This window comes from Mesorhizobium sp. M0217, assembly GCF_040321955.1.
In the GTDB taxonomy this organism is placed as follows: Bacteria; Pseudomonadota; Alphaproteobacteria; order Rhizobiales; family Rhizobiaceae; genus Mesorhizobium.
On sequence record NZ_JAMYSN010000008.1, the window covers coordinates 98,649 to 123,216 of the forward strand.

Annotated in this window: 29 protein-coding genes; 14 read left to right on the forward strand and 15 right to left on the reverse strand. The window is 63.1% G+C overall.

Annotation, left to right across the window (positions count from 1 at the left end; translation table 11 throughout):
• Position 1 precedes the first annotated feature (1 nt).
• From ccmI to NKJ18_RS15600, 5 genes are all read right to left on the reverse strand, one after another.
• Positions 2–1,156 carry a c-type cytochrome biogenesis protein CcmI gene (gene ccmI, locus NKJ18_RS15580; protein WP_352758643.1) on the reverse strand — a complete coding sequence of 385 codons (1,155 nt, stop codon included), beginning with the start codon at positions 1,154–1,156 and terminating at the stop codon, positions 2–4.
• Positions 1,157–1,241: 85 nt separating this feature from the next.
• On the reverse strand, positions 1,242–1,685 hold the full coding sequence (locus NKJ18_RS15585; protein ID WP_023687241.1) for an RT0821/Lpp0805 family surface protein: 444 nt from the start codon (positions 1,683–1,685) through the stop codon (positions 1,242–1,244).
• A 174-nt stretch (positions 1,686–1,859) separates the two neighbouring features.
• A complete protein-coding gene (locus NKJ18_RS15590; RefSeq protein WP_352758646.1) occupies positions 1,860–3,278 on the reverse strand; it encodes an ATP-binding protein in 1,419 nt (472 codons plus the stop codon).
• On the reverse strand, positions 3,262–3,927 hold the full coding sequence (locus tag NKJ18_RS15595; protein ID WP_023670175.1) for a response regulator transcription factor: 666 nt from the start codon (positions 3,925–3,927) through the stop codon (positions 3,262–3,264). Before NKJ18_RS15595 ends, NKJ18_RS15590 begins: the two co-directional genes overlap by 17 nt.
• A gap of 81 nt (positions 3,928–4,008) precedes the next feature.
• The gene (locus NKJ18_RS15600; RefSeq protein WP_023670174.1) at positions 4,009–4,269 is read right to left on the reverse strand and encodes a hypothetical protein; all 261 of its coding nucleotides are present in this window, start codon (positions 4,267–4,269) and stop codon (positions 4,009–4,011) included.
• A gap of 279 nt (positions 4,270–4,548) precedes the next feature.
• Between NKJ18_RS15600 and NKJ18_RS15605 the strand changes: the two genes are divergently transcribed.
• Positions 4,549–4,935, forward strand: a complete 387-nt coding sequence (locus NKJ18_RS15605; RefSeq protein ID WP_023732030.1) for an ester cyclase — start codon at positions 4,549–4,551, stop codon at positions 4,933–4,935.
• A gap of 6 nt (positions 4,936–4,941) precedes the next feature.
• Here the strand turns inward: NKJ18_RS15605 and NKJ18_RS15610 are convergent, their stop codons facing one another.
• Positions 4,942–5,349 (reverse strand): DUF3168 domain-containing protein, encoded by a 408-nt coding sequence (locus NKJ18_RS15610; RefSeq protein ID WP_023670173.1) that lies wholly within the window; start codon positions 5,347–5,349, stop codon positions 4,942–4,944.
• Positions 5,350–5,566: 217 nt separating this feature from the next.
• On the opposite strand from NKJ18_RS15610, the gene NKJ18_RS15615 reads away from it, so the two are divergent.
• Positions 5,567–5,776, forward strand: a complete 210-nt coding sequence (locus NKJ18_RS15615) for a hypothetical protein (RefSeq protein WP_023670172.1) — start codon at positions 5,567–5,569, stop codon at positions 5,774–5,776.
• A 31-nt stretch (positions 5,777–5,807) separates the two neighbouring features.
• Positions 5,808–5,975: a hypothetical protein gene (locus NKJ18_RS15620; protein WP_352758648.1), complete on the forward strand. Its 168-nt coding sequence runs from the start codon at positions 5,808–5,810 to the stop codon at positions 5,973–5,975.
• 42 nt (positions 5,976–6,017) lie between these two features.
• Here NKJ18_RS15620 and NKJ18_RS15625 read toward each other — a convergent pair whose 3' ends face one another.
• Together NKJ18_RS15625 and NKJ18_RS15630 are read right to left on the reverse strand one after the other, a co-directional pair.
• Positions 6,018–6,284 (reverse strand): DUF1488 family protein, encoded by a 267-nt coding sequence (locus tag NKJ18_RS15625; RefSeq protein WP_023670170.1) that lies wholly within the window; start codon positions 6,282–6,284, stop codon positions 6,018–6,020.
• Positions 6,281–6,544 carry a hypothetical protein gene (locus NKJ18_RS15630; RefSeq protein WP_023670169.1) on the reverse strand — a complete coding sequence of 88 codons (264 nt, stop codon included), beginning with the start codon at positions 6,542–6,544 and terminating at the stop codon, positions 6,281–6,283. The genes NKJ18_RS15625 and NKJ18_RS15630 overlap by 4 nt, the downstream gene beginning before the upstream one ends.
• Positions 6,545–6,791: 247 nt before the next feature.
• On the opposite strand from NKJ18_RS15630, the gene NKJ18_RS15635 reads away from it, so the two are divergent.
• From NKJ18_RS15635 to NKJ18_RS15645, 3 genes are all read left to right on the forward strand, one after another.
• Positions 6,792–7,154 (forward strand): co-chaperone GroES, encoded by a 363-nt coding sequence (locus NKJ18_RS15635; protein WP_023727642.1) that lies wholly within the window; start codon positions 6,792–6,794, stop codon positions 7,152–7,154.
• 64 nt (positions 7,155–7,218) lie between these two features.
• A complete protein-coding gene (gene groL, locus NKJ18_RS15640) occupies positions 7,219–8,847 on the forward strand; it encodes a chaperonin GroEL (protein WP_023687238.1) in 1,629 nt (542 codons plus the stop codon).
• Between the two features lie 135 nt (positions 8,848–8,982).
• Complete coding sequence (locus NKJ18_RS15645; RefSeq protein ID WP_023687237.1) at positions 8,983–9,147, forward strand: hypothetical protein; 165 nt, start codon at positions 8,983–8,985, stop codon at positions 9,145–9,147.
• A 12-nt stretch (positions 9,148–9,159) separates the two neighbouring features.
• Here the strand turns inward: NKJ18_RS15645 and NKJ18_RS15650 are convergent, their stop codons facing one another.
• Both NKJ18_RS15650 and NKJ18_RS15655 read right to left on the reverse strand, forming a co-directional pair.
• The gene (locus NKJ18_RS15650; RefSeq protein WP_023727643.1) at positions 9,160–10,713 is read right to left on the reverse strand and encodes a trimethylamine methyltransferase family protein; all 1,554 of its coding nucleotides are present in this window, start codon (positions 10,711–10,713) and stop codon (positions 9,160–9,162) included.
• Complete coding sequence (locus tag NKJ18_RS15655; RefSeq protein ID WP_023727644.1) at positions 10,695–11,000, reverse strand: glycine cleavage T C-terminal barrel domain-containing protein; 306 nt, start codon at positions 10,998–11,000, stop codon at positions 10,695–10,697. Before NKJ18_RS15655 ends, NKJ18_RS15650 begins: the two co-directional genes overlap by 19 nt.
• A gap of 127 nt (positions 11,001–11,127) precedes the next feature.
• Here NKJ18_RS15655 and NKJ18_RS15660 point away from each other — a divergent pair, with 127 nt between their 5' ends.
• The 4 genes from NKJ18_RS15660 (at position 11,128) to NKJ18_RS15675 (ending at position 15,892) form a co-directional block, all read left to right on the forward strand.
• Complete coding sequence (locus tag NKJ18_RS15660) at positions 11,128–13,287, forward strand: transglycosylase domain-containing protein (RefSeq protein ID WP_023687235.1); 2,160 nt, start codon at positions 11,128–11,130, stop codon at positions 13,285–13,287.
• 73 nt (positions 13,288–13,360) lie between these two features.
• Positions 13,361–13,945 (forward strand): DUF1214 domain-containing protein, encoded by a 585-nt coding sequence (locus NKJ18_RS15665; RefSeq protein ID WP_023670163.1) that lies wholly within the window; start codon positions 13,361–13,363, stop codon positions 13,943–13,945.
• Positions 13,938–14,486, forward strand: a complete 549-nt coding sequence (locus tag NKJ18_RS15670) for a DUF1254 domain-containing protein (protein WP_023735535.1) — start codon at positions 13,938–13,940, stop codon at positions 14,484–14,486. Before NKJ18_RS15665 ends, NKJ18_RS15670 begins: the two co-directional genes overlap by 8 nt.
• Before the next feature lie 395 nt (positions 14,487–14,881).
• Positions 14,882–15,892: a hypothetical protein gene (locus NKJ18_RS15675; RefSeq protein WP_352625965.1), complete on the forward strand. Its 1,011-nt coding sequence runs from the start codon at positions 14,882–14,884 to the stop codon at positions 15,890–15,892.
• On the opposite strand, the gene NKJ18_RS15680 is transcribed toward NKJ18_RS15675, so the two are convergent.
• From NKJ18_RS15680 to NKJ18_RS15690, 3 genes are all read right to left on the reverse strand, one after another.
• Complete coding sequence (locus NKJ18_RS15680; RefSeq protein ID WP_352758652.1) at positions 15,879–16,226, reverse strand: DUF1491 family protein; 348 nt, start codon at positions 16,224–16,226, stop codon at positions 15,879–15,881. The genes NKJ18_RS15675 and NKJ18_RS15680 overlap by 14 nt on opposite strands.
• Before the next feature lie 76 nt (positions 16,227–16,302).
• Entirely contained in the window at positions 16,303–17,091 is a 789-nt protein-coding gene (locus NKJ18_RS15685; protein WP_023670159.1) for a peptidoglycan-binding domain-containing protein, read from the reverse strand.
• On the reverse strand, positions 17,066–18,811 hold the full coding sequence (locus tag NKJ18_RS15690; RefSeq protein ID WP_352755845.1) for a sensor histidine kinase: 1,746 nt from the start codon (positions 18,809–18,811) through the stop codon (positions 17,066–17,068). Before NKJ18_RS15690 ends, NKJ18_RS15685 begins: the two co-directional genes overlap by 26 nt.
• A gap of 531 nt (positions 18,812–19,342) precedes the next feature.
• Here NKJ18_RS15690 and NKJ18_RS15695 point away from each other — a divergent pair.
• Both NKJ18_RS15695 and NKJ18_RS15700 read left to right on the forward strand, forming a co-directional pair.
• Entirely contained in the window at positions 19,343–19,711 is a 369-nt protein-coding gene (locus tag NKJ18_RS15695; protein WP_031355805.1) for a DUF5330 domain-containing protein, read from the forward strand.
• Positions 19,712–19,827: 116 nt separating this feature from the next.
• A complete protein-coding gene (locus tag NKJ18_RS15700; protein ID WP_023684547.1) occupies positions 19,828–20,256 on the forward strand; it encodes a SufE family protein in 429 nt (142 codons plus the stop codon).
• 126 nt (positions 20,257–20,382) lie between these two features.
• Here NKJ18_RS15700 and NKJ18_RS15705 read toward each other — a convergent pair whose 3' ends face one another.
• The gene (locus NKJ18_RS15705) at positions 20,383–20,808 is read right to left on the reverse strand and encodes a Ros/MucR family transcriptional regulator (protein ID WP_023673680.1); all 426 of its coding nucleotides are present in this window, start codon (positions 20,806–20,808) and stop codon (positions 20,383–20,385) included.
• Positions 20,809–21,220: 412 nt separating this feature from the next.
• Positions 21,221–21,595 carry an SH3 domain-containing protein gene (locus tag NKJ18_RS15710; protein ID WP_023702200.1) on the reverse strand — a complete coding sequence of 125 codons (375 nt, stop codon included), beginning with the start codon at positions 21,593–21,595 and terminating at the stop codon, positions 21,221–21,223.
• 114 nt (positions 21,596–21,709) lie between these two features.
• Between NKJ18_RS15710 and NKJ18_RS15715 the strand changes: the two genes are divergently transcribed.
• Positions 21,710–23,857, forward strand: coding sequence for a S9 family peptidase (locus tag NKJ18_RS15715; protein ID WP_023708426.1), 2,148 nt, complete (start codon positions 21,710–21,712; stop codon positions 23,855–23,857).
• On the forward strand, positions 23,854–24,480 hold the full coding sequence (locus tag NKJ18_RS15720; protein WP_023692796.1) for a LysE family translocator: 627 nt from the start codon (positions 23,854–23,856) through the stop codon (positions 24,478–24,480). The genes NKJ18_RS15715 and NKJ18_RS15720 overlap by 4 nt, the downstream gene beginning before the upstream one ends.
• Positions 24,481–24,568 lie beyond the last annotated feature (88 nt).

Here is a 24,568-nt window from a genome sequence, read left to right on the forward strand (position 1 = left end):
CCTACTCCGTCGCCGTCAGGCCGAGCGAGGCGGCAAAGGCGGTGAATTTCTTCGCTTCCTCACTGTCGGCGCCAAACACGACAATACCGCGATGCAGCGCGTCGCGCGCCTGGTCGGCCTTGCCCAGCACAACATAGGAACGAATGAGCCGCATCCATCCTTCCGTGTCGCGCGGATTTTGCCGCAATTTTTCGTCGAGGCCGGCGACCATGGTTTCGATCATGGCCTGCCTGTCCTGCGGCGCCATCGACGAGGCGGCATCGACGGCTGCGGCGTCGGGGCCTTTGGCGGGCTCTCCTGACGCGACGCTGCGGTTGGCGGCCTCGGCCAGTGCCTGTTGGACAGCTCCGCGCCATGGCGAATCCTGCGGCAGGGAATCGAGCATTTTCTGCCAAGCCGTGGTTGCCTCGGGTATGTGGCCTTCCTGGGCCAGCGCCATCGCCAAATAGAACGAGGCTTTCGCGTTTCCCGGGTCGAGTTTTAGCGCCTGTTCGAAAGCGTATTGCGCATCGGCCGAAACGATGCCGCCGGCCGCATTGGCGATCGCTTCGCCGAGACCGGCCTCGCGGGCAGCCGTGTCGCCATCGAGGCGGATGGCATTGCGATAGGCGGTCACGGCATCGGGAAAGCGCTGCAGGCGCAGATAGATCGGGGCGAGCACGTCCCAGCCGCGTCCATCGCCAGGGTTGGCGGCAAGATGGGCCTCGGCGCGCGCCACCAACTCGTCGACCGAACTATCGGCCGGATTCTTGGCCAGCCGTTCGGCAAGCGGCTGCGACGGCAGATCCGGCGAGCCGAGCTGGCTGTAAAGGCCCCAGCTGAGCAGAGGGACCGCCAGTACCGCAGCCGTTGCCACCAGCCTTGCCGCCTTTGACGGCTGCCGCGTGCCAGGCGCATCGGCTTGACCGACATTGGCTTGACCAACATCTCCCAGGCGAAGGATGCGGCGGGCGATTTCGGCGCGCGCCTCCTCGGCTTCCGCCGGCTGGATCAGCCCGCGCGCGGCGTCACGCTCAAGCTCGGCCAGTTGGTCGCGATAGACTTCGAGGTCGTGGTCGCTGCTGGTCGGAGCGTCCTTGCCGCCACTGGTCAGCGGCAGCAGCACCGTCAGGCTTGCGCCCAGCGTGAGGATTGCGGCTATGACCCAGAACAGCATGGTTCTTCCAATAGAGCGAGAGCCCTGCTCTCACAACATGAGGGTGCTGCGACGCTTTGACGGGATTCCGACCCCGGCCCAATGTTCAGGTCAGCGGCGTCCAGCTGCCGTCGGCGTTGCGGCATGCGGTGCCCCGCGCGGTCTGGCCGGCCGTGCCGGTAAACACCGTATGGGTGTACTGGCGGCAATCCTGCGAGCCGACGCGGTAGGGCTGGGCCGCGACGACTTCGCCGGAATGAGCCGAACTGTCGCTCTTCCACGTCACCTTCTGGCCGCTCGCCGTATATTCGAGCGCCTTGTATTCCGCCTCGAGCGCCTTGCGCTTCTCGGTGCTGTTCAGGCCGCTGCCGATCGATCCGCCGACGAGCCCGCCGGCCATGGCCGAGATGATCGTCGTCGCGACTTTGGCCCCTGAAGGAGGCGACGCGGGCGGGTTGGTGATGGAGATATCCGGGCCACTGCCCTTGCCCAGCGTTCCGCAGCCGGAAAGAGCGAGCAGTGCGGAAACGAGCGCAACGCGAATCTTCATGCCAACAACCGGTTTTCTTGAACGGGATGCGCTGGGGGCCGCGTCATCGGGGGCGTCAGGACGTCATACTATTGATATTTGTCGGAAATTTGGCCGTTCTTAACGGCTTTTGCGCAATCGAGGGGCCGCCATAACACAGGCATTCGGCCGTGTCGATTGGCCCTGGGCAGTACATCATTGCAAGCTCCGCAAGCGCACAACCGCCTTCAGCCCGCCCATCGTGGAGCGTTCCAGCGCCAGTGCCCCGCCATACTCGTTGACGAGGTCGGCAACGATGGCAAGTCCGAGCCCGGTTCCCGGCTTTGTCTCGTCGAGGCGCCGGCCGCGTTTCAAGACATCGCGGGCCTTGTCCTCGGGGATGCCGGGACCGTCATCCTCGATCGATAGCTCGAACAGGCCGGCTGCGGCCGGCGTGACGGATACGGCAACAGTGCTCCTTGCCCATTTCATCGCATTGTCGAGGAGGTTGCCGAGCAGTTCCTCCAAATCCTCGCGCTCGCCAGCAAAGACGATGTCGGCCGCCGGCAGCGTAAGCGACAGGCTGACATCAGGCTTGAGTTTTTGCAGCACGCGCACCATGCGCTGCACCAGCGGGGTCACCGGCGTGCGGTAGACGACGCTGTCGCGCTGCGCGGCGACCCGAGCCCGCTGCAGATAATGGTCGACCTGCTTCTGCATCGACGCCGCCTGGTCGGCGATGAGCTGGCCCTTGGCGCCGCCGAGCGCCCGGCCCTCATTGATCAGCACGGCGAGCGGCGTCTTCAGCGAATGGGCAAGGTTGCCGACCTGCGTACGCGAGCGCTCGACGATGCGCTTGTTGTTTTCGATCAGCGCATTGGTCTCGTTGGCGAGCGGCTCGATCTCGGCGGGAAACTGGCCGTCGAGCCGTTGCGCCGTGCCTTCGCGCACCTGGGCAAGCGCGTTGCGAACCCGGCGCAAGGGCTGCAGGCCGAGCAGGATGGCGATCGCATTGATGGCGATCATGCCGACGCCGAACAGGCTGAGATAGGTCAACAGGCGGCCCTGGAAGGTGGCGATCTCGTGCTCGAGCTCGGTCTTGTTGCCCATTACGCGGAAGCGCGCGGCGCGGTTCTTGGCATCGAGGACGAATTCGCTTTCGAACACTTGCAGTTCCTCGTCACCGATGCCGTCGGTGGAATAGCTGCGCTGGAAACTGGAATTGAAAGGCACCTCGGCAACGGTCGGCGACGGGATCGTCGTGGTCATCGAGGACGAATGAAGGTTGCCGTGCACGCCTTCGGAAGCCGGCTCCACCGACCAGTACCAGCCCGAATTCGGCTCCGAGAAGCGCAGGTCGCCAAGGTCGGGAGCACCGGTGAGCTGGCCGGATTCGGAAACGCCGACCGAGCCGATCAGATTGAACAGATGCGCCGACAGCAGGCTGTCGAAGCCGCGCTCGCTGGCCTGGCGGTAGAGCGTGGTGATCAGAGTGAAGATGACGATCAGGGTGAGGATCGCCCAGATCGTGGAAAATCCGATGACGCGGAAGGCCAGCGAGCGCGGCCAGAGCCGCGCCGAAAAAGGCTTCCTTGCTGGTATGGGGAGCGGTTCCGCCTTACGCCTCCGGCTCACGCATGCGATAGCCCATGCCGCGCACGGTTTCGATCATGTCGATGCCCATCTTCTTGCGCAGCCGGCCGACAAAGACCTCGATGGTGTTGGAATCGCGGTCGAAATCCTGGTCGTAGAGATGCTCGACCAGCTCGGTGCGCGACACCACCTCGCCCATATGGTGCATCAGATACGCCAGCAGGCGGAACTCATGCGAGGTCAGCTTCAGCGGCACCCCGTTGACATCGGCCTTGGAGGCCTTGGTGTCGAGGCGCAGCGGCCCGCAAGTGAGCTCGGACGAGGCATGGCCGGCGGCGCGGCGGATCAGCGCCCTCACCCTGGCCAGCACCTCCTCGATGTGGAACGGCTTGGTGACATAGTCGTCGGCGCCGGCATCGATGCCCGACACCTTGTCGCTCCAGCGGTCGCGCGCTGTCAGGATCAGCACCGGCATCTTGCGGCCGTTGCGGCGCCAGCGCTCGACGACGCTGATGCCGTCCATCTGCGGCAGGCCTATGTCGAGCACGACGGCATCGTAGGGCTCGGTGTCGCCGAGGAAATGCCCCTCCTCGCCGTCATAGGAGCGGTCGACGACATAGCCGGCATCGACCAGCGCGTCGGCCAGTTGCCGGTTGAGATCCTTGTCATCTTCGACGACGAGTACGCGCATGATCGGTCAGGCCTGTTGATGGGTCAGCTATAGGCCGATTCCGGTGGTCTGGGAAACGACCCTGCAAGGGGGAAGATTGGATCAGTTCGCCGGGACGACGATCTCGGAGCGGCGCGGACGCTGGCCGTCCTTGCCCGGCACAAGCACGACGATGACGCAGACCTCCTGGCCGCCACGCGTCGTCTGCGAAGCCTTGGCCAGCGTGCCGCCATTCTGCTCGGCAACCTGCTGGCCGATCGCGTAGCAATCCGCCGCGGCTGCCGGCGTCGCTTGCGACGCCAACAGGCCGGCCGCTGTGAGCGCCAGTATCGCGGTTCTGACATGAGAGCGAAGCGTTTTCATGGTCGGCGTTGTAACGCAACTGTGCTGAACGTGAAATGAACGGTGAACGGGTGAAAATCCATCCCCGCAATACCCCCTGCGCGCGCAACGAATGAATGCGATCCTACCGCCCAGTCCCTCAGACCGGGCAATGGATTCATAACCGGAAAACCGGCTGCGCGGCTATGGTGTTTGCGCGCAGGTTCTCAATTCGCAGCCAGATTGGGAACAGGTCAAGGCGAGACCATTCTGGGGCCGCCCTAAATAGCGCGGGAAAACGTCAAATCATCGGAGTGCGCCATGACGGATAAACACCTTGCCGACCTTTACCGGGGCTATATCGCTTGCCTGAATGCCCAGGACTGGGCGAAACTTGGAGACTTTGTCGGCGACGAGGTGCAGCACAATGGCGAAATGCTGGGCCTGTCGGGTTATCGCCGTATGCTCGAAGGCGATTTCGAGGCGATTCCCGACCTCCGCTTCAACATCGAACTGCTGGTCTGCCAGCCGCCGCGCGTGGCGGCGCGCCTGCATTTCGACTGTCATCCCAAGGGCGTGCTGTTCGGCCTGCCGGTGAACGGCAAGCGCGTGTCGTTCGCTGAGAATGTTTTCTACGAATTCGGAGAGGGTCGCATCCGCGAGGTGTGGTCAGTCATCGACAAGGCCGAGATCCAGGCGCAGATCTAGGTTGCTTCAATCACTTTGTTCGGTGAGAGCGCGTATCCGCAGCACCCCGTGGTAGAGCGCCAGGTCCTCGTCGTAGCGGGCCTCGGCGAACTCCAGCGACAGGCGGGTCTGGTCGCGCGAGCCGGTGGCGAAAGCGGCGCCGTCAAGGCGCGCCCGGATGCTGTCCATAATCAGACGCGTCTCGGCCTCGCCTTGCGCCTTCGACCAGACATGCAGCGTGATGAGCTGGTCGTCATCATTGTCGGCGCCGGTGTCCAGATCGAATGCGCTGGTCCTGCCATAGGTCACATAAGGGAAGGCGGCACTGTCGGCCGCCTGCTCGCGCAACCCGGCGCCGCCGAGCAGCGCCGTCAGCGAGGCATCGCTCTTCAATCTCATGAACAAGGCTTGCAGCAAATCGCCGGGCGCCGTCATCGTCGTCTCCGTTCGCCTGTCACGCTTTGAACAACCTCAGTTTCGCGCGCAACCTAACCGCGTTGCACGGATTTCGCCAGATGACGATCCGCCTGATGGAAGGCGGCGAATCGGGCGGCATGGCCCTTTCACGGACCGGGTTCTATTTGGCATGCGGGGAGTTTCAAGAAGGGTGTTATGAGGAGCCCTGTTTTCTCCGGCAATTCGAGGTCATTTCATGCGAACGCCACCGCTGCTGCCGGCTTTTGGAAAGCTTGGCGTCAAGCCCCCGGTCGCGATTGCGGCAGCACCCGCCCTGTCGAAGAGGACCGTGGCCCTGCGCATGCGCGAGATACTTTCAATGCATGGCGGCCTGGCCTTGAAGCTGTCGGTGGTGGCCTGGACAATCCTGATCCTGGCGGCGGCATTTTTCATGTCAAGGGCCTGATGCCGATATGGCAAACCGCTACGCGTTGCGCATGGACGAGCCCGAGAGCTGGACTATCTTCGACATCTTCACCGGCCAGCCTGTCGAGCTTAAGCAACAGGTAAAGGTGGCCATGAATTTGCGGGATGCGGAAGCGATGGCCGACCGCCTGAACAGCCGGGACGTCAAGCGGCGGGCAAAAGCCGACCGCAAGTCCTGACGCACGCTGATCTCAGCCGCTCTGATGCAAGACGAACGCGCGCTAGCCGAAATCCGCGGCTGTGAGCACATAAATGCTCTTGCGGGTGCGGGCGTAGGCCTTGCTGGCAATGTCATGGATGGAGCTGGACGCGGTGTCGAAGGCCGCCAGATAGGTGGCTTCCGCGGTCGCCGTCCCTGATGGCGCCTTCGAGAGGGCATCGGCGGCGACAGAGAAGGAAATCTGGAACATGCCGTCATGGCCGACAAAGCGGATGCGCTTGCCGGCCTCGTCATAGAAGCGGCTTGGATTGGGGAATGTCAGGCTCATGACGTGCCCCCCTTCGGCGCGGCGGCGGCTTTCTTGACGGTAGCCCGCTTCTTCTTCGGTGTCGGGTTCAAGGCTTCCGCGACGCGGTCGGCCTCTTCCTTGGCCAGGCGCAATTCCCTGAGCCTTGCCGTCTTGATCTCCCTGGCCCTCGCTTCGGACATGTAGTCGGAGGTTGCCTTGTTGCGCTCGGCCGTCTTCTTCTGCTTGTCCATGAAGCGGGCTTCAGCTTTTTCCATGATGCTCTGATTGCCTTCGGCCATCGCCTAAATCTCCTTCGTGCCTGAAATTGTGAAATCGAACTTACGATATAAATAGCCACTTTTGCCTCGAAATTCAATTTTTTGAAATATCTAGGCGCCTCGCGACGTTTCGAACCCTGCAGACATCATAATACTTTTTAATATTTAATTTTGGCCACGAATAATTTTTGGCACTCCTATCTATCGAGTGCCAACACGCCTATAAGAACGGCGCGGTCGCCTATGCCGGCCCCAGAAAGAAGTTCTCATGAAGTTTCGGCCACTCCACGACCGCGTCGTCATCCGGCGCGCCGAAGGCGATGTCAAATCCAAGGGCGGCATCATCATTCCCGACAATGCCAAGGAAAAGCCGCAGGAAGGCGAAGTCATCGCCGTTGGGCCGGGCGCACGCGACGAAAACGGCGCGCTTGTTCCGCTCGACGTCAAGGCCGGCGACTTCATCCTGTTCGGCAAATGGTCGGGCACCGAGGTCAAGATCGACGGCGAGGACCTGCTGATCATGAAGGAAGCCGACATTATGGGCGTCATCGGCAAGAGCGAGACGGCCGCTATCGGCAAGAGCGGGACGGTCGTCACCGAGAAGAGCGTCAAAGCCAAGAAGGCTGCCTGACCGGCCTGGCTTTGCCAGGCTCCGGCGAGCCGCTTGCTTCACCACACCAACGGGATTGAAAAAAATGTCTGCCAAGGAAATCAAATTCGCCACCGACGCGCGCGACCGCATGCTGCGCGGCGTCGAGATCCTCACCAATGCGGTGAAGGTCACGCTCGGCCCCAAGGGCCGCAACGTCATCATCGACAAGGCCTATGGCGCGCCGCGCATCACCAAGGACGGTGTGACGGTGGCCAAGGAAATCGAGCTTGCTGACAAGTTCGAGAACATGGGCGCGCAGATGGTGCGCGAAGTGGCTTCGAAGACCAACGACCTCGCCGGTGACGGCACCACCACCGCCACGGTGCTGGCCGCATCGATCCTGCGCGAAGGCGCCAAGCTGGTTGCCGCGGGCATGAACCCGATGGACCTCAAGCGTGGCATCGACCAGGCTGTCGCCGCCGTGGTCAAGGACATCAAGGCGAAGGCCAAGAAGGTCAAGTCGTCGGCCGAGATCGCGCAGGTCGGCACCATCGCCGCCAATGGCGATGCCAGCGTCGGCGCCATGATCGCCAAGGCGATGGACAAGGTCGGCAATGACGGCGTCATCACCGTCGAGGAGGCCAAGACCGCCGACACCGAACTCGACGTCGTCGAAGGCATGCAGTTCGACCGCGGCTATCTCTCACCCTATTTCGTCACCAATGCCGACAAGATGCGCGTCGAACTGGAAGAGCCTTACGTGCTCATCCACGAGAAGAAGCTCGGCAATCTGCAGGCGATGCTGCCGATCCTCGAAGCAGTGGTGCAGAGCGGCAGGCCGTTGCTGATCATCTCGGAAGACGTCGAAGGCGAAGCACTGGCGACGCTGGTCGTCAACAAGCTGCGCGGCGGCCTCAAGGTCGCGGCCGTCAAGGCGCCGGGCTTCGGCGATCGCCGCAAGGCGATGCTGGAAGACATCGCCGTGCTGACATCGGGCCAGATGATTTCCGAGGATCTCGGCATCAAGCTCGAAAACGTCACCATCGAGATGCTTGGCCGCGCCAAGCGCGTACTGATCGAGAAGGACACCACCACGATCATCGACGGCGCCGGCACCAAGGCGACCATCCAGGCGCGCATCGCGCAGATCAAGGGCCAGATCGAGGAGACCACGTCCGACTACGACAAGGAGAAGCTGCAGGAGCGGCTGGCCAAGCTCGCCGGCGGCGTCGCCGTGATCCGCGTCGGCGGCGTCACCGAGTCTGAAGTGAAGGAAAAGAAGGACCGCATCGACGACGCGCTGAATGCGACGCGCGCGGCGGTGGAAGAAGGCATCGTGCCCGGCGGTGGCGTGGCGCTTCTGCGCGCAAGATCGGCTCTGGCCGGCCTGACCGGCGCCAATGACGATGTGACCGCCGGCATTTCGATCGTGCTCAGGGCGCTGGAAGCGCCGATCCGCCAGATCGCCGAGAATTCCGGCGTCGAAGGCTCGATCGTCGTCGGCAAGCTGTCCGACAGCAAGGACCAGAATCAGGGCTTTGACGCCCAGAACGAGGTCTATGTCGACATGATCAAGGCCGGCATCGTCGACCCGGCGAAAGTGGTGCGCACCGCGTTGCAGGACGCCGGCTCGATCGCCGCCCTTCTGATCACCGCCGAAGCGATGATCACCGACGTTCCGGCCAAGGATGCGGCGCCTGCGGGCGGCGGTGGCGGCATGGGCGGCTACTGACCATCGCCCGAAAATTGCCCGCTGGGAATCTGGGCGGGCATAAATCAAAACAGGCTGCCGGGGACATTTCCCCGGCGAGCCAGGAATTTCCGTCAGTCAGTCAAGACCAGTCATCAACGACAGGGAGATCGACAGATGATCACATTCGCCCCGAAGCCAAACGCTGTATCCGCGACCAAGCCGGCGGAGGAGAGCCGCTTCGATCGCATCCGCCGGATTGCCGCCGACAAGCACAGGCAGGCCGATGCCGGGCCGATTCGCCGCGAGCCGTCGAAGACCGGCGACAAGCGGCCGACGTGACGGCTGCCAACCTCACGACACCGGCAACGCTCCGCCCTCTTCGGTGCGGCGGGCAATGTACTCGTCGAGCACATCGGATGTGGCAACGGCCGACGCCGGCGGCTGGAAGTCGGCCAGCGTCCGCTTCCAGATGCCGGTGGCGCGCTCGGTGGCCGACTTCGAACCGGACTGCGTCCAGCTGCCGAAATTCGACCAATCGGCGACCAGCGGCTCGTAGAAGGCGGTGCGGTAGCGCGTCATGGTGTGGCCGGCGGAGAAGAAATGCCCGCCCGGCTGGACTTCAGCGATCGCCTCGAAGCCGATCGAATCCTCGTCGCCGGGGGTCGTAGCGCAGAGTTCGGCAACCGTCTGCAATGCCTCGATATCGGTGATCAGCTTCTCGTAGGAGACGCTGAGGCCACCCTCCAGCCAGCCCGCGGCATGGATGCAGACGGTGGCGCCGGCAAGCACCGAGCCCCACAGCGCGAACTGCGTCTCGTGCGCCGCCTGCACATCGGAAATGTTGGCCGCACTGCCGCCGCCGGACCGCCAAGGCAGGCCGGTGAAGCGCGCCAGCTGGCCGGCGCCCAGCGTCGCCTTGACGTGCTCGGGCGTGCCGAAGGCCGGTGCGCCGGACTTCATGTCGACATTGGAGGAGAAGGATCCGTAGACCACCGGTGCGCCCGGCCGCACCATCTGCGCCAGCGCGAGACCAGCCAGCGCCTCGGCATGCTGCAGCGTCAATGCGCCGGCGACGGTGATCGGCGCCATGGCGCCGGCCAGGCAGAAGGGCGTGATGACAGAGACCTGGCCGGCCCTGGCGAAGTCGATGATGCCTTGCGCCATCGGGATATCGAGCTGGCGCGGCGAATTGGTGTTGATCACGGTGTAGCAATGGACGCCGGCCAGGAACTCGTCCTGCGAGAGCCCGCGCGCCAGCCTGATCATCTCGAACCCATCCTCGACCTGCGGCGTGCCGCGGGCGAAGACGAAGGGGAACTTGTCCGACAGGGTCAGCTGCGCACGGTTGACGGCATAGTGGCGCAAATGGTTGTCGACATCCTGCGGCTCGATCCAGGGGCCGAGCATATGCAGCACGTCGAAATTCTGAACAAGCTTGGTCAGTTCTTCGAAAGCGGCGAGCGTGCCCGGACGCCGTCCGCGTTCGAGATCGGTGACGTTGGGCGCCCCGGCTCCGGCCAGGAACGTCATCGAGCCGAGCTCCAGCATGAGATCGCGGCTACGGTTGCCCGCCAGCGCCCGGATGGATTTCGGCGCCGAGGCCAGTGCCGCAGTGACAATATCGCGGCCGATGCGCACCATCTGGCTGTCCTCGTCGACCAGCGCACCGGCTTTGGCGTAGATCGCCCGTGCCTCCGGCAGCAGCACCTTGATGCCGAGCTCTTCCAGCACGCGCAACGCCGTGTCGTGGATGGCCGCGACCTGGTCGTCCGAAAACACCGGCTGCGGCAGGAACGGGTTCTTGAGCGAGCGATAGTTCGGGTGGCGGCTTGACCCGCTGCCGGCCTCACCGGTGTGCCCGCGCCGGCGCTCGCGCCTGGTCTCCCTTATAATGTCATCGACCATGGCCAAAACTCCTCATTGCCGCATCGCCTGCCCTCGGGGTCGTATGGCGAGGCCGGAATAATTCGCGCCGGCCGCTCGACGCCGACAATGTGCACCCAAAGCGCGGTCCCCTCCCCGGCGAATTCGTCGCCCAGCAACGTCAGCGCGACGCTTTTGCCTATTGTGTAGCCATAGCCGGCTGAGGCGACGAAGCCGACGCGCCGGCCCTTGTGCCAGACTGGCTCGAAGCCACTGGCGTCGGCATCGACGGCGTCGACCTCCAGCGTCACGATCCGGGCGGCGCTCAACAAACCGTGCGGTGTGGCCTGGCTGCCCTTGTGAGCCGGGCTGAAATGGAAGAATAGTCTTCGCCGGGTATGCCCGCCCTGAAATTGCCCGCTTGCGGTTCTCAGGTGGGTGGGGTGAGTTTCGGGAATGGCCAGTCCTTTAGAACGACGTCCAAGACGAAGAGGTCCGATCGCCGCCGCACTGCTGGCGGTGGACGCGTGGATCGATTCCTCGCTCTACGAAATCGGCTTCAAGGCCGGCCAGTTCTGGGAATCGGCGACCATTTTTTCGCGGCGCTTCCGAGTCACCGGCTGGCGACGCGGCATCATCGAGGTGCTGAGCGAAGGTTTTACGATGGGCGCCGGCGGCGTCGTCGTGCTGCTCGCACTCGCGATGCCGGCCTTCCAGATCACCACCGGCGACTGGCGCAGTCAGGGCGATTTCGCCGTCACCTTCCTCGACCGCTACGGCAACGAGATTGGCCAGCGCGGCATCATCCAGCGCGATTCCGTGCCTGTCGACGAGATGCCGGACCATGTCATCAAAGCAGTGCTGGCGACCGAGGACCGGCGCTTCTTCGAGCACTACGGCATCGACGTGCTCGGCCTGTCGCGCGCCATCTTCGAGAATGTGCGGGCCAATTCCGTCGTCCAGGGCGGCTCCAGCATCACCCAGCAGCTGGCCAAGAACCTGTTCCTGTCGAATGAGCGGACCTTCCAACGCAAGATCAAGGAAGCCTTCCTGTCGCTGTGGCTGGAGGCCAATCTGTCGAAGAAGGAGATCCTGCAGCTTTATCTCGACCGCGCCTATATGGGCGGCGGCACGTTCGGCATCGAGGCGGCGGCGGATTTCTATTTCGGCAAGAGCGTCAAGGATCTGAACCTCGCCGAGGCGGCGATGCTGGCCGGCCTGTTCAAGGCGCCGACCAAATACGCCCCGCACATCAACCTGCCCGCTGCCCGCGCTCGCGCCAATGTGGTGCTGTCGAACCTCGTCGATTCCGGTTTCATGACCGAAGGCCAGGTGCTGCAGGCAAGGCTGCATCCAGCCGAGATCGTCGACCGCGGCGAGCAGAAGAGCCCGGATTATTACCTCGACTGGGCCTTCGATGAGGTCAAGAAAATCGCCAAGCCCGGCCAGCATTCGCTGGTCGCCCACACCACTTTCGACGCCAACATCCAGAAAGCGGCGGAGGAATCCGTCGAATTCCATCTCCGCCAGTTCGGCAAGGAATACAACGTCACCGAGGGCGCCGTTGTAGTGATCGAGACCAATGGCGCGGTACGCGCCATTGTCGGCGGCCGCGACTATGGCGCAAGCCAGTTCAACCGCGCCACCAAGGCGCTGCGCCAGACCGGCTCCTCGTTCAAACCTTACGTCTACGCCACCGCCATGGAGCACGGGTTCACCCCGGACTCCGTCGTCTCAGGCGGGCCGATCAGCTGGGGCGGCTGGTCACCGCACAATTACAATGGCGGCTCGGCCGGCAATGTGACGCTGATCACGGCGATCGCCAAATCGATCAACACCGTGCCGGTACGGCTGGCCAAGGACTATCTCGGCATCGGCCCGATCAAGGCGATGGCCGAATCATTCGGCGTGGAATCGCCGCTGGAGTCGCACAAGACCATGGTGCTCGGCACATCGGGCATGACGGTCATGGACCAGGCGACGGGCTACAGCGTGTTCGCGCAGAACGGCTTCGCCGGCTCGCGGCACGGCATCACCCAGCTCGTCACCCGCACCGGCGATGTCGTCTACGACTTTGCCAAGGATGCGCCGGCGCCGCATCGGGTTCTGTCGGAACAGGCTTTGAAATACATGAACACCATGCTGGCTGCGGTGCCGGCGATCGGCACCGCGCGGCGCGCGCAGCTGCCCAACATCGTCGTCGCTGGCAAGACGGGGACGACGCAATCCTACCGCGACGCCTGGTTCGTCGGCTTCACCGGCAATTACACGGCTGCCGTCTGGCTCGGCAATGACGACTTCACCCCGACCCGCAACATGACCGGCGGCACGCTGCCGGCGATGGTGTGGCAGCGGCTGATGGTCTACGCGCACCAGAATATCGACCTGAAGCCGATCCCCGGCCTAGACAAGCCCTTCGTCGACGAAGAGATCGCGGCCAAAGCCGAGGAAGCGGAGAAGAAAAACGCCGATCAGGCAGCCGCCGATGCCGCGGCCGAGCGCCCGGCGGTGTTGTCCAGCCGCACGACACAGACGCTGCGCGAGATGACCAAGGTGTTCCAGACAGCGCCCGTGCTCGGCTCGCCGCAGACACCGGAGACCCTGTCGGCGCTTTGATTCCACAGCGCTGCTTGCTCTGTGGCCTGCCCCGCTATATCCCCGAACGATAATTCTCTCGTCCCGGTTCTTCATGCTCAAGACCGCCTTTTTCACGCTGCTTTCGCTTGCCATAGCCATCGGCCTCGGCGGCGGCAGCGTCTGGTATGCGCTGCAGGCGCAGAGCGGCGTCGGCGCGATCAGCATCGGCCAATGGACCGCCTTCCCCGAGATCGGCACGCAAGATGCCGACCCCTATTCGAAGGCGCGCGTGGCGCGCGAGGGCGTGCTGGCGCTCGGCAAGGCGGAAGGCTTGTCCTTCATCGCCGAACGCGATGCGGCCGGCGATGAGCTTCAGCGGCAATGCGACTACAGGATCGAAGGCAGTTTCCCGACCGCCCGGTTCTGGACGCTCTATGCCGCGGATCAATCGCTCGGCGTGGTCGACACCGGCAAGCCGAGGCTGGCGGCGCTGCAATCCTACCAGGTGCTGCGTCAACCCGACAATTCGGTGATCATCGCCGTCGGCAACCGTCCGGCCCCCGGCAACTGGCTTCTGACCGAAGGTTTTGGCCGGATGTATTTCGTGCTCACCTTCTACGACACGCCGATTGCCTCAAGCACCGGCCTTTCCGACGTGTCGCTGCCCCGGATCGTCAAGGCTGGCTGCAATGCGTAGGTTGCTGCACGCCATCCTGCTCGGCCTGCTCGGCGCCGGCATCGTCCACATCGTGGTGCTTTTGCTGGTGCCGGAATTTACCGAGCGCGATGCCTGGTCACGGCTGGCGATGGCCTCCGACCTCTACAAGATGACCAGGCTGGATGCCGAGGCGGGCGGCGCGCCGGTGGTGAAGTCGGTGGATCCGCTGTTTTACGCCGCCGCCTGCCGCTTCGACCTTGCCGAAGGCGTGGTGCGGATCAAGGCGCCGGGCAGCGTGCCGTTCTGGTCGGTGTCGGTCTATGACCGCAACGGCCACAATTTCTATTCATTCAACGACCGCACGGCGACCGGCAACAAGCTGGACACCGTGGTGCTGACGCCGGCACAGATGATCGACGTGCGCAGGGAGCTTCCCGAAGACCTGCAAGGGGCGATCTTCGTCGAGGCGCCGATCGAGGAAGGCATCTTCGTCATCCGCGCCTTCGTGCCTGACGACAGCTGGAAGCCGGTTGTGTCGCAGTTCCTGGACCAGAGCTCCTGCGAACTGCAGGACTACTGACCTCACCCCGACGACCAGCAAATTCAGTGGTGCGGAACAGGCGTCCGTGGTGTGCCCGGCTGGTCCGCCGGTCGCGCCTGGCCCGCCAATGGCGGATGCTCGTAGCGGACGCCGGGAAAAATGATCACCGCCGCCGGCGTACCGGTGTCCTGAACTGCTCGATTGACTGGTGCCGATCGCGGCACGAAAGACAGTACCATGCCCATGGTTCGCGTATTCCTCTCGGTTGCCCCGGAGCACAACGCAACGCCTCCAAATGTGATTAAGGCCGGCAGAGGGTTAACGGAGCGCTAACGGATCGCGGCTAATTTGATGTTTGTTCCAGGCCTCACGCGAAACCGACACAGTTGCGGTTGAGCAGGTCCGGGTTGTGTCGAGTGTCGGGCGTATCTTCCGTGTCAGCTTCGGATTTCAGGCAAATCGCCATACGGACGGAATCGGGAAAAGCCGAAAGGCTGTTTCGCGCCGCCGTGTCGGCGTTCTGCTCGCTGACCCGCCCGTCGCGCCGCGAGATCGCCCAGCTCGAGGATCTGACGCTGCCGCTGTTCGACAGCGTGCCGGTCGAATCGCGCCGCTATGTCGCCGCCGCCCTGTCCGAATGCGAATATGCGCCGGCCGCCCTGGTGCGGCGGCTTTGCGAGGAGCCGGTCGATGTCTGCGCCCCCTTGCTGGTCCGTTCGCGGGCGCTGGGCGACATCGACCTGATCGCGTTGATCGGCCGCCACGGCCTGCCGCATGCGCGCGCCATTGCCCGCCGCAAGGATTTGAACCCGACCATCGCGCAGTTGATCAAGGCGCTGGAAAAGCCGACCTTGGTGCGCGTGCGGCAGCCCGAGCCGATCGCCGACGTGGCGGGCAACGGTGCCGAAGCCACTGCCGCCGCTCCCAGCGCACCAAAACTGCCCGGCAGCGCCGCCGAAACCGCCAGGCGCCGCCTGCGCTCGATGATGCTCGCCGAGGGCGAGGCGACATCGGTCAATCCCTTCGCCGGCTCAGCAACTTACAGCAAGCTGCGCGAGACGGCGCTGACCGGCAACGCCGCCTTCTTTCAGACCGCGCTTGCCGACGCGCTCGACATCGACTTCTCGACGGCGCGGTCGCTGACCGAGCATTCGAGCTATGTCTCGCTGCTCGCCGCGCTGCGGGCGCTCGACCTCAGTGAGGACAGGGCATTCCTGATCGTGGTCGCGGTTTACCCCCGGGAGTTTCCGCACCCGCAGGCGATCCGCATCTTCCTCGACCGCTACCGGCTGCTGCACCACGAGGCGGCGCTCGACAAGGTGCGCGGCTGGAAGGCCGAAACATTGTCGCGAGCGGTGCGCGGCAACACCCCTGTCGCCGCGAATGGCGACCAAGCGCCGGACGTCGACAAAGCCAGCCTAGGGGCCAGCCTCAAGGCGTCTTGACGGAGAGAAGCTCCTCGGCGGAAACCGTTCCGGCCTCGATCTCGACCACCCAGATGTCGGGATCGAATTTTTTCTCCCGCTCAAGCCTGGCGTCAAGCGCGGCGGCATCGTCGCCGGCGCCGAGCAGCGTGAAAAAGCGATCATCCGGTTTGTCCGAATCGTAGCTCGTCTGCGGCGCCGGGCCGAACAGGGAGACGTCGCCCAGCCTGCCGCGGGAGAGCACGAAGACAGCGCCGGCCTCGGTCGCGCCGCGCTTGACGACGGCCGCAAAGCCGCCGGCGCCGAAAACACGGCGCAGCAGGGCCGACACCCAAAACTCGGTGGTTACGCGCATGACGAAGCTCCGGAGGACATGCGCGGCGTCTTAGCCGGATTTTCGGCTATCCGCGAGCGGTCGTCTTGACCACCACTCAATTGGTCAGGCCGATCTCGCGCATCTTGACGTAGACGACCTCGTCGGGCTCGCCCGTTTCCGGCAGGCCGAACAGCGACTGGAATTCCTTGATCGCCGCCTTGGTGCGGGCGCCGACGACGCCGTCGAGTTGCATGTCGTCATTGCCGAATGCCTTCAGGCCGGCCTGGATCTTGACGATGCGGGCATCGGGCGCTTGGGCGGATACCGGCGCGGAAACCGGGATGGGCGCAGGCGCGGCCTCGGGCGCGGCAACTCGAGCGGCGGCCATATCCACGGGCCTCGGCACAGGATGCGGGATGCCAGCTGTTGTCTGCTTGGCGCCGAGCTGGTCGAGCAGGACGGCGTCGATCTCACCGGAGGCCGGCAGGCCAACTTTCTGCTGGTATGCCTGGATCGCCTTTTGGGTATTCGGCCCGGAAATGCCGTCGACCGTTCCCGTGTAGAAATCGAGATCCTTCAGGATGCCCTGGACCTGCTCGACGGTCGGATCGCTTTTGACCGGAGCCGGGCCGGGCCGCAGGATGTTGATGGTGGTTTCGGGTTCGTCCGCGCCGGGGTGCGGAAAACCCTCGATGCTGCGGGTGGCGAAGAAGGCGCCGGCATGCGGAAACGGCTGGTACCACAGCGCGTTGGCGGAAACGTAGAACAGCGTCACCAGGAAGGCGGTCGAGCCGCCGACCAGGACCGGATTGCGCGAGATCGCGCCGCCCAGCGCAATCGCGCCGGCCTCGAACGCGCCGCTGCGGCGCTTGACCGCCTTAGGCTGTTTTGCGGAGCGAGCCATTCCTGTCCCCTTTCGCGTCGCCTTTCGTCCTGGTCGCGGGCATCGGCAGCACGCCGTTCCTCTCGGTCGCGCTCCTCTTCGGCCCGTTCACCGGCAGGCTGATCGTGACCGTCGTCCCCTCGCCCGGCATGCTTTCGATCGACATCGTGCCGTCGTGCAGCGCCACCAGGCCCTTGACCAGCGACAGGCCGAGCCCGGTGCCCTCGAAGCGGCGCGTATAGTCGTTCTGGATCTGCATGAACGGCTTGCCGAGATTGACAAAATCTTCCTCGGCGATGCCGATGCCGGTGTCCCTGACCCAGAAATGCAGCCGCGAGCCGATCCGCTTGGCGCCGACGATGATATCGCCGCCATCGGGCGTGAACTTGACCGCATTGGAGACGAGGTTGATCAGGATCTGCTGCACGGCACGACGGTCGGCATTGATCTCCCCGGCGTCCGGCGCAATCTGCGCCTGGAGATCGATGTTCTTGGCATTCGCCTGCAGCTGCATCATCGACTGGCACATCTCGACCGCTTCGATGAATCGGAACGGTTCGGGCTCGGTCGCGTAGGCGCCGGCCTCGATCCTCGAGACATCAAGGATGGAGGTGACGACGGCAAGCAGATGCTGGCCCGACTCCTTCACCAGGCTGACATACTCCTTCTGGCGCGGGTCCTTGAAGCCGCCGAACATCTCATGCAGCAGCATGTCGGAAAAACCGATGATGGCGTTGAGCGGCGTCCGAAGCTCATGGCTGACGACCGCCAGGAAGCGGCCCTTTGCCACCTCGGCCGACGCTGCGGCCTCATTGGCGGCAGCAAGCTCGTCGCGCAATTCGGCAGTCTCGTCGTTCTCGCGCAGCAGCAGAGTGAAGGTCTCCTGCTGCTCTTCGGCACGCATCAGTTCGAGCTGAAATGGCCGGTAATTGTCGGCCGTCGAGGCGCTGCCGTCCTGCGGCAGCCTTACCCGAAGATCGAGCCGGCGCGCCAGGGCGCCATCGCGCATGTCGGCAAGCGCGCTGAGATAAGCGACGCGATCGGACAGGTGGATGCGGTCGAACAGCCCGGCGCCGAAAAGCAGTTCCGGCGGCAGCTTCAGGATGGTGCGCGCCTTGGCCGAGGCATCCAGGACCTCGCCATGCCGGGCGACATGCAGGACAACGGCGTCGATCATGTCTTCAAGGCGGTCGTTTGGAAGCAGCGCGGGCTGCGCGCGTGCGGCATCGCCTAGGGCTGCGAGCCGAGGAACCAGCGTCAGGCCCCAGGCGAGCGGCAGCAGCCAGTGCCACGCCGCGACTTGCGCCCCGCCGAGCGGGACGACAGAGGCGACAAAGGGCTGCAGCAGCATTGCGGCCAAGGCCGAGAGGCCGCCCCAAAGTGCCGCGCGCTTTGAACCGCCGATCCACCAGGCCTCGAATGGCAGTGCCAGGGCCAGCAGCGCAACCGGCGACGCCAGGCCGCCTGCTGCCGCGACGGCGCCGGCAAGCGCAAGACCGCCGGCGGCAAGGGCAACCTGGGCTGCCAGCGTCATCTTGCCTGACGCCGCCACCAGCAAGGCGGCGAACCAGCAAAGACCGAAGGCGGCGAAAATGGCTGCGACGGTGACGGCGGCGCCCATGCCCGAGGTGACCAGTGTCACCGCCGCACCGGCGGCGAAGAACGGAGCGGCAAGCATGATGCCGATGAACCGGCGCTGGCGCAGGCGATCGCCCTGGCCGATGATGGCCGGATGGACCATGCGTTCGCAACCGGCCGCCAGCGCGCCAGGCAGTTCAATGTATCTGGCAGTTGTCAAACTCAACGCACTCGCACCCGGTCGTGACTGCCCTGCTTTGCAGGTCGCTTTTGCTTGTTTGAAACTCGCATCCAGCGTTTAAGGAATGAATAAGGCTGACCGGAACAACGAGCGCGCTGCGGCAAAAATTGGAGCGCCGGCACCGGAATGCACCGCCATTTGTGGCCATAGTAAACGGAGCGTTATGTGCAAAGGGCGTGCTCGTGGCTGCGAAACCCTGAGCCGGCATGCCTGCTCTTCTGAAGATATCCATGCGCAACAATCGCTTAGATGGTTACTGCAAGGTTAAGAAAATTGCCGGCATTTGAGGCTAATGCACTGCAAAACGCCTCGCTTCGAATTTGCCTAAAATTTGAGGAAAATTTTCGCTGAGCAAGAAAGCCGTCCTTTGCGCCTCATGTGCCATTGTCGCTGATATAAAGAGGTCATTGCGCATGGACGCATGATCCGGTCATTGGACGAGAGGGCAGATCGATGGGCTTTTTGATAAGAATGGCGTTCTGGTTTTCGCTGGTGTTGCTGGCGCTGCCGCTGACCGTCGGCCCCGACGAGGATGGCCGCGAGAGCGTCGGGCCGTTCCAAGCGCTTTTTGCGGCGCGCGAAGCGGTCGGCGACATCGCGGCGATTTGCGAGCGCAAACCGGACGTCTGCGAAACCGGCAAGTCGGCGATGCATACGATCAGCGCCCGGGCCAAGGAAACCGCCAAGATCGCCGCCGCCATGCTGGACGACAAGAGCGCCGAGACCTCGCCCGATACATCGCTGGCCACCGGCAGCGTCGCCAAGGACATCGTGCTGCCGGCGACAGTCAACATACCTGCCAAGCTGGTGGCGAAGAACTAAACACCGTTTCAGCTGTATCTACAGCGACACCGCAGGCCGGTCGGACCTCTCGATGCCTGCGGTGCTTTTCTTCTTTTTCCGTGACGCCGCAGCCGCGGATGACTATATCCCGAGCAATGGCCACGACGATCCAGACGATCCGCGACGACTTCTCCCTGCTCGACGAGTGGGAAGACCGCTATCGCTATGTCATCGAGCTCGGCGAAGCGCTGCCGCCATTTCCCGACGCCGAACGCAACGCCGCCAACAAGGTGCCGGGCTGCGTCAGCCAGGTCTGGCTGACCACGAGCCGAGCGCCGGGCGCCGATCCGGTCATCACCTTCACAGGCGATTCAGACGCTCATATCGTACGCGGTCTGGTCGCCATCATGCTGGCGCTGTTTTCGGGACGGACTGCCAGCCAGATTCTTGAAACGGACGCCGAGGCGACGCTGAGGTCGCTTGGCCTCGACGAACATCTGTCGCCGCAGCGGGCCAATGGCCTGCGCTCGATGGTCAAGCGCATCAAGCGCGACGCCGAGATGGCTCTCAAGCAGACTGCTTGATTGCTCTATCTTCTCTTCTTTCGACGCAATTCCAAGGGAAAGCGCTCGGCAGTTTTCCTGGAATTGTTCTAGAAACAAAAACGGCGCCGTAAGGGGCGCCGTTGATCTTGTCCATTGGAGCCGGTGTTACCGCCCCTTGCGCTTGCGGCCGAGGCCCATCTTCTTGGCCAGCTGCGAACGGGCAGCGGCATAGTTGGGGGCAACCATCGGATAGCTGGCGTCGAGATTCCACTTCTCGCGGTATTCATCGGGCGTCAGACCGTAATGGGTCATCAGGTGGCGCTTCAGCGACTTGAACTTCTTGCCATCTTCAAGGCAGACGATGTAATCGTCATGAACAGAGCGCTTCGGGTTTACCGCAGGCTTCTGCTTGTCGGCCGGAGGCTGTTCGCTTGCTCCGCCCACGCGCCCGAGAGCGGCATGGACATCAGCGATAAGGTTCGGCAATTCGCCGACCGGCACGGGATTGTTGCTGACATAGGCTGCCACCACATCGGCGGTCAGCTCGATCAGCGCATCGCTATTTCTGGAAGGTGTTTCGACGATATCCATGGTTTAGGCCCCAACGAAGGATGTTTCTGTTTGCGCCCTTTTTGGAAGATCGGGCATGGCGCGAATTTCACGCGGGAAGAGCTTCATGGATTCGCGTCCGGGCATCTTAATGAGCCCACAGACAAAGTAAGTCAATTCGCATCTTGTGCTATATTCAACGATATTCATCGAATAGTCGCTCTTCAGCTTCAATCTTTCGTGCACTCTGTAACTTCGCGATATTTTCTGGTCGGACCAGGACTAGCATGACGTAAGGTCACGCCATCGCTAAATCAGCAAGGACTCATAAAGTGGGCAGCGATGCTTGGTCTATGCTTCAAGATTTGGGCAGCTGATTGTCGGATTCGTACCAAACCGCAAGTTGCAAAGCGTTGGCGAAACCCGCCGAAGAAGATCTTCGGTCTGACCGGATTCAATACGGCGTGAGGTATTTTCCATAGACCCAGCCACTAACAAAACCACCATTTTGCGCCGGGTCGTGCCAAACTTGACACCATTGATAGCGAATTGCCTGTTTCTGTTTCCAGTGCGGCTGGCCGGCGATCTCCAGAAGATTCAAGCCGCCGGTGCACTTGCCGGTCATCTGCAGGATCGTCCCGTTGGGATAGGCGGCCTGCTTCTGCGAGGTGCCGGACGGATATTTGCGAACGTTGAGCGTGTCGCCGAACGGCACGCCAGCCACTTGCCAAGCGGCGAACGCGGTTGCATGAGACTGGCCGGTGAAAGCCAGAACGGTCGAAGCGACGACGGCGAGAGCCGCAGCGGTGTTGATATGGAAATTCATCATCCTCTCCTTTTGGCTCATCTCCCGAGCCCGCCGCAACCAATACATCCCGGCCCTTGAACCCGCGCTGATCGGCGTGTTCATTTGCCATTCAAGTAATTTCTTCAGTGAGACGCAATGACCAAGACCTCAGCTTTTCCGACCGCCAGCCCGCCGAGCCCCGAGAAACACCCCGTCTTCGACACGCATCACGGCATTACCCGCACAGATGACTATGCCTGGCTGAGGGCCGAGAACTGGCAGGCGATGTTCAGGGACCCTTCCCTGCTTGAGGGCCGCATCCGCGCCCATCTCGAAGCCGAAAACGCCTATCAAGCAGTGCTTATGGCCGATACGCTAGAGCTTCGGAAGCAGCTGTTCGGCGAGATGAAGGGGCGCATCAAGGAAGATGATTCGACGGTGCCGATGAAGGATGGCCCCTATGCTTACGGCTCATCCTTCAAGCTTGGCGGCGAACAGCCCCGCTATTTCCGCATGCCGCGCGATGGCGGCGATGAGCAGATCCTGCTCGATGGCGACGCGGAAGCCGAGGGCAAGCCCTATTTCCGCCTCGGCGGCGTCGACCATTCGGCCGATCACCGCAAGCTGTTGTGGGCGTTCGACGACAAGGGCTCTGAATTCTTCACACTTCGCGTGCGCGATCTCACCAGCGGCAAGGAACTGAGCGACCAGATCGAGGCCACCAGTGGTGGCGGCGTCTGGAATGCCGCCGATGACGGCTTCTTCTACACAAGGCTCGACGACAATCATCGCCCGTCCAAGGTGCTGTTCCACGCGCTCGGCGGCAGCCCCCTTAATGACCGGCTGATTTATGAGGAAACCGATCCCGGCTTCTTCATGGATGTCGGCGGCACGCGCTCCAACGAATGGATCATGATCGGGATCAACGATCACGAAACCTCGGAATATCACCTGATGCGCGCCGATGAGCCTTTCGCCGAGCCAAAGCTGGTGGCAAAGCGCGAGACTGGCCTGCAATATGATCTGGAAGAAGGCGGCGCCATCTTCTTTATCCTCACCAATGCCGACGGCGCCAAGGACTTCAAGATCATGACGGCGCCGGCTAATGACCCGGTTCGCGCCAATTGGGAAGAGCTGGTGGCGCACGAGCCAGGCCGGCTGATCCTGTCGGTGGTCGGCTTCAGGGATCATATGGTCAGGCTCGAGCGCAAGGAAGGGCTGCCGCGCATCGTCGTGCGCGATCGCCGCAGCGGCGAGGAGCATCTGATCTCGTTCGACGAAGAGGCGTTCTCGCTCGGCCTGTCGGGGTCCTATGAATACGACACCGAGATCATGCGCTTCACCTATTCGTCGATGACGACCCCGGCGCAGGTCTTCGACTACAATATGCGCAGCCGCGAACGTGTGCTGCTGAAGACCCAGGAATTGCCGTCCGGTCACAATCCGGATCATTATGTCACGCGCCGGCTGATGGCGCCGGCCGCCGATGGCGAACTGGTGCCGGTCTCGCTGCTGCACCACCGCGACACGCCGCTCGATGGCTCCGCACCGTGCCTGCTTTACGGCTACGGCTCTTACGGCATTGCCATTCCGGCGGCGTTCAACACCAACTGGTTCTCGCTGGTCGACCGTGGCTTTGTCTTTGCCATCGCCCATGTCCGCGGCGGCAAGGACAAGGGCTATGGCTGGTATGACGACGGCAAGCGGGCGCACAAGATGAACACGTTCACCGATTTCATCGCCGTCGCGCAGCATCTCGTCGCCGAGCGTTACACCCAACACGACCGCATCGTCGCGCAAGGCGGCTCGGCCGGCGGCATGCTGATGGGTGCGATCGCCAACATGGCGCCGCAAAATTTCGGCGCCATCGTTGCCGAGGTCCCCTTTGTCGACGTGCTGACCACGATGCTCGACGCAAGCTTGCCGCTGACGCCGCCGGAGTGGCCGGAATGGGGCAACCCGATCGCGTCGGCGGAAGATTACCAAACGATCGCCGCCTACTCACCCTATGACAATGTCGCCGATCACGACTACCCGCCGATCCTGGCGCTGGCCGGCCTCACCGATCCGCGCGTCACCTATTGGGAGCCGGCCAAATGGGTGGCGCGGCTGCGCGAGCGCAAGAGCGGCGACAATCCGGTGCTGTTCAAGATCAACATGGATTCCGGCCATGCCGGCGCCTCCGGCCGCTTTTCAAGGCTGGAGGAGATCGCCTATACCTACTCCTTCGCGCTCAAGGTTACGGCCAAGCCCGAACCCGAGGTTACGGGCAAGGCTGAGAATGCAACGGAGGCGTCGCAATGATCGATCTATCCACCTTGACGGCTTACATAGCGGTTGTGCTTGGCTTTGTGTTTATTCCAGGCCCAGCCACGCTTTTGACGGTCGCGCGAGCGACGAGTTCCGGAACCAGGGTTGGCGTCGCTACGGGCGCGGGCGTCGCGGCTGGCGATGTGTTCCATACCATCATGGCGATGGTCGGCATTTCGGCGATCATCGCCACTTCGGCAACGCTGTTCAGCGTCGTAAAATACATCGGCGCGGCGTATCTCGTTTACCTCGGCATCCGCGCAATCATCGAGAGAATACCGGCCGACCCTACTGCCGGCGCACTCGCGATCTCCGCCAGCAAGGCGTTTCGTCAAGCTGTCCTGACCGAAGTGCTTAATCCAAAGACGGCGCTTTTCTTCCTCGCCTTCCTGCCCCAGTTCGTGCGGCCTGAAAACGGATCGGTGATGCTCCAGCTGATGACGCTGGGCATAATCTTTGTTCTGCTCGGCCTTTTCAGCACAGTCGTCTTTGCCGTGAGTGCGGGCCGGCTCGGCACGTTCCTGCGCCGCAATCCGTCGGTGGTGAAATGGCAAGGCAAGGTGGTTGGCGGCATCTACTGCGCGTTAGGCGTCCGTCTGGCCTTGCAGCAGCGCTGATGTCGATGCGAAAGGCGCGCCCGTCGAGGCGCGCCGATCGTCACTTTTTGAATTCCAGGCTGCTCATTTTCACTCGCATTTGCAATGG

Bases quoted from the DNA above. Each gene is read 5' to 3' on its own strand.
- ccmI (WP_352758643.1), bottom strand. From the start codon at position 1,156: ATGCTGTTCTGGGTCATAGCCGCAATCCTCACGCTGGGCGCAAGCCTG.
- NKJ18_RS15585 (WP_023687241.1), bottom strand. From the start codon at position 1,685: ATGAAGATTCGCGTTGCGCTCGTTTCCGCACTGCTCGCTCTTTCCGGC.
- NKJ18_RS15595 (WP_023670175.1), bottom strand. From the start codon at position 3,927: ATGCGCGTACTCGTCGTCGAAGATGACAAGGATCTCAACCGGCAACTG.
- NKJ18_RS15600 (WP_023670174.1), bottom strand. From the start codon at position 4,269: ATGAAAACGCTTCGCTCTCATGTCAGAACCGCGATACTGGCGCTCACA.
- NKJ18_RS15605 (WP_023732030.1), top strand. From the start codon at position 4,549: ATGACGGATAAACACCTTGCCGACCTTTACCGGGGCTATATCGCTTGC.
- NKJ18_RS15610 (WP_023670173.1), bottom strand. From the start codon at position 5,349: ATGACGGCGCCCGGCGATTTGCTGCAAGCCTTGTTCATGAGATTGAAG.
- NKJ18_RS15615 (WP_023670172.1), top strand. From the start codon at position 5,567: ATGCGAACGCCACCGCTGCTGCCGGCTTTTGGAAAGCTTGGCGTCAAG.
- NKJ18_RS15620 (WP_352758648.1), top strand. From the start codon at position 5,808: ATGGACGAGCCCGAGAGCTGGACTATCTTCGACATCTTCACCGGCCAG.
- NKJ18_RS15625 (WP_023670170.1), bottom strand. From the start codon at position 6,284: ATGAGCCTGACATTCCCCAATCCAAGCCGCTTCTATGACGAGGCCGGC.
- NKJ18_RS15630 (WP_023670169.1), bottom strand. From the start codon at position 6,544: ATGGCCGAAGGCAATCAGAGCATCATGGAAAAAGCTGAAGCCCGCTTC.
- NKJ18_RS15635 (WP_023727642.1), top strand. From the start codon at position 6,792: ATGAAGTTTCGGCCACTCCACGACCGCGTCGTCATCCGGCGCGCCGAA.
- groL (WP_023687238.1), top strand. From the start codon at position 7,219: ATGTCTGCCAAGGAAATCAAATTCGCCACCGACGCGCGCGACCGCATG.
- NKJ18_RS15645 (WP_023687237.1), top strand. From the start codon at position 8,983: ATGATCACATTCGCCCCGAAGCCAAACGCTGTATCCGCGACCAAGCCG.
- NKJ18_RS15650 (WP_023727643.1), bottom strand. From the start codon at position 10,713: ATGGTCGATGACATTATAAGGGAGACCAGGCGCGAGCGCCGGCGCGGG.
- NKJ18_RS15660 (WP_023687235.1), top strand. From the start codon at position 11,128: ATGGCCAGTCCTTTAGAACGACGTCCAAGACGAAGAGGTCCGATCGCC.
- NKJ18_RS15665 (WP_023670163.1), top strand. From the start codon at position 13,361: ATGCTCAAGACCGCCTTTTTCACGCTGCTTTCGCTTGCCATAGCCATC.
- NKJ18_RS15670 (WP_023735535.1), top strand. From the start codon at position 13,938: ATGCGTAGGTTGCTGCACGCCATCCTGCTCGGCCTGCTCGGCGCCGGC.
- NKJ18_RS15680 (WP_352758652.1), bottom strand. From the start codon at position 16,226: ATGCGCGTAACCACCGAGTTTTGGGTGTCGGCCCTGCTGCGCCGTGTT.
- NKJ18_RS15685 (WP_023670159.1), bottom strand. From the start codon at position 17,091: ATGGCTCGCTCCGCAAAACAGCCTAAGGCGGTCAAGCGCCGCAGCGGC.
- NKJ18_RS15690 (WP_352755845.1), bottom strand. From the start codon at position 18,811: ATGGTCCATCCGGCCATCATCGGCCAGGGCGATCGCCTGCGCCAGCGC.
- NKJ18_RS15695 (WP_031355805.1), top strand. From the start codon at position 19,343: ATGGGCTTTTTGATAAGAATGGCGTTCTGGTTTTCGCTGGTGTTGCTG.
- NKJ18_RS15700 (WP_023684547.1), top strand. From the start codon at position 19,828: ATGGCCACGACGATCCAGACGATCCGCGACGACTTCTCCCTGCTCGAC.
- NKJ18_RS15705 (WP_023673680.1), bottom strand. From the start codon at position 20,808: ATGGATATCGTCGAAACACCTTCCAGAAATAGCGATGCGCTGATCGAG.
- NKJ18_RS15710 (WP_023702200.1), bottom strand. From the start codon at position 21,595: ATGATGAATTTCCATATCAACACCGCTGCGGCTCTCGCCGTCGTCGCT.
- NKJ18_RS15715 (WP_023708426.1), top strand. From the start codon at position 21,710: ATGACCAAGACCTCAGCTTTTCCGACCGCCAGCCCGCCGAGCCCCGAG.
- NKJ18_RS15720 (WP_023692796.1), top strand. From the start codon at position 23,854: ATGATCGATCTATCCACCTTGACGGCTTACATAGCGGTTGTGCTTGGC.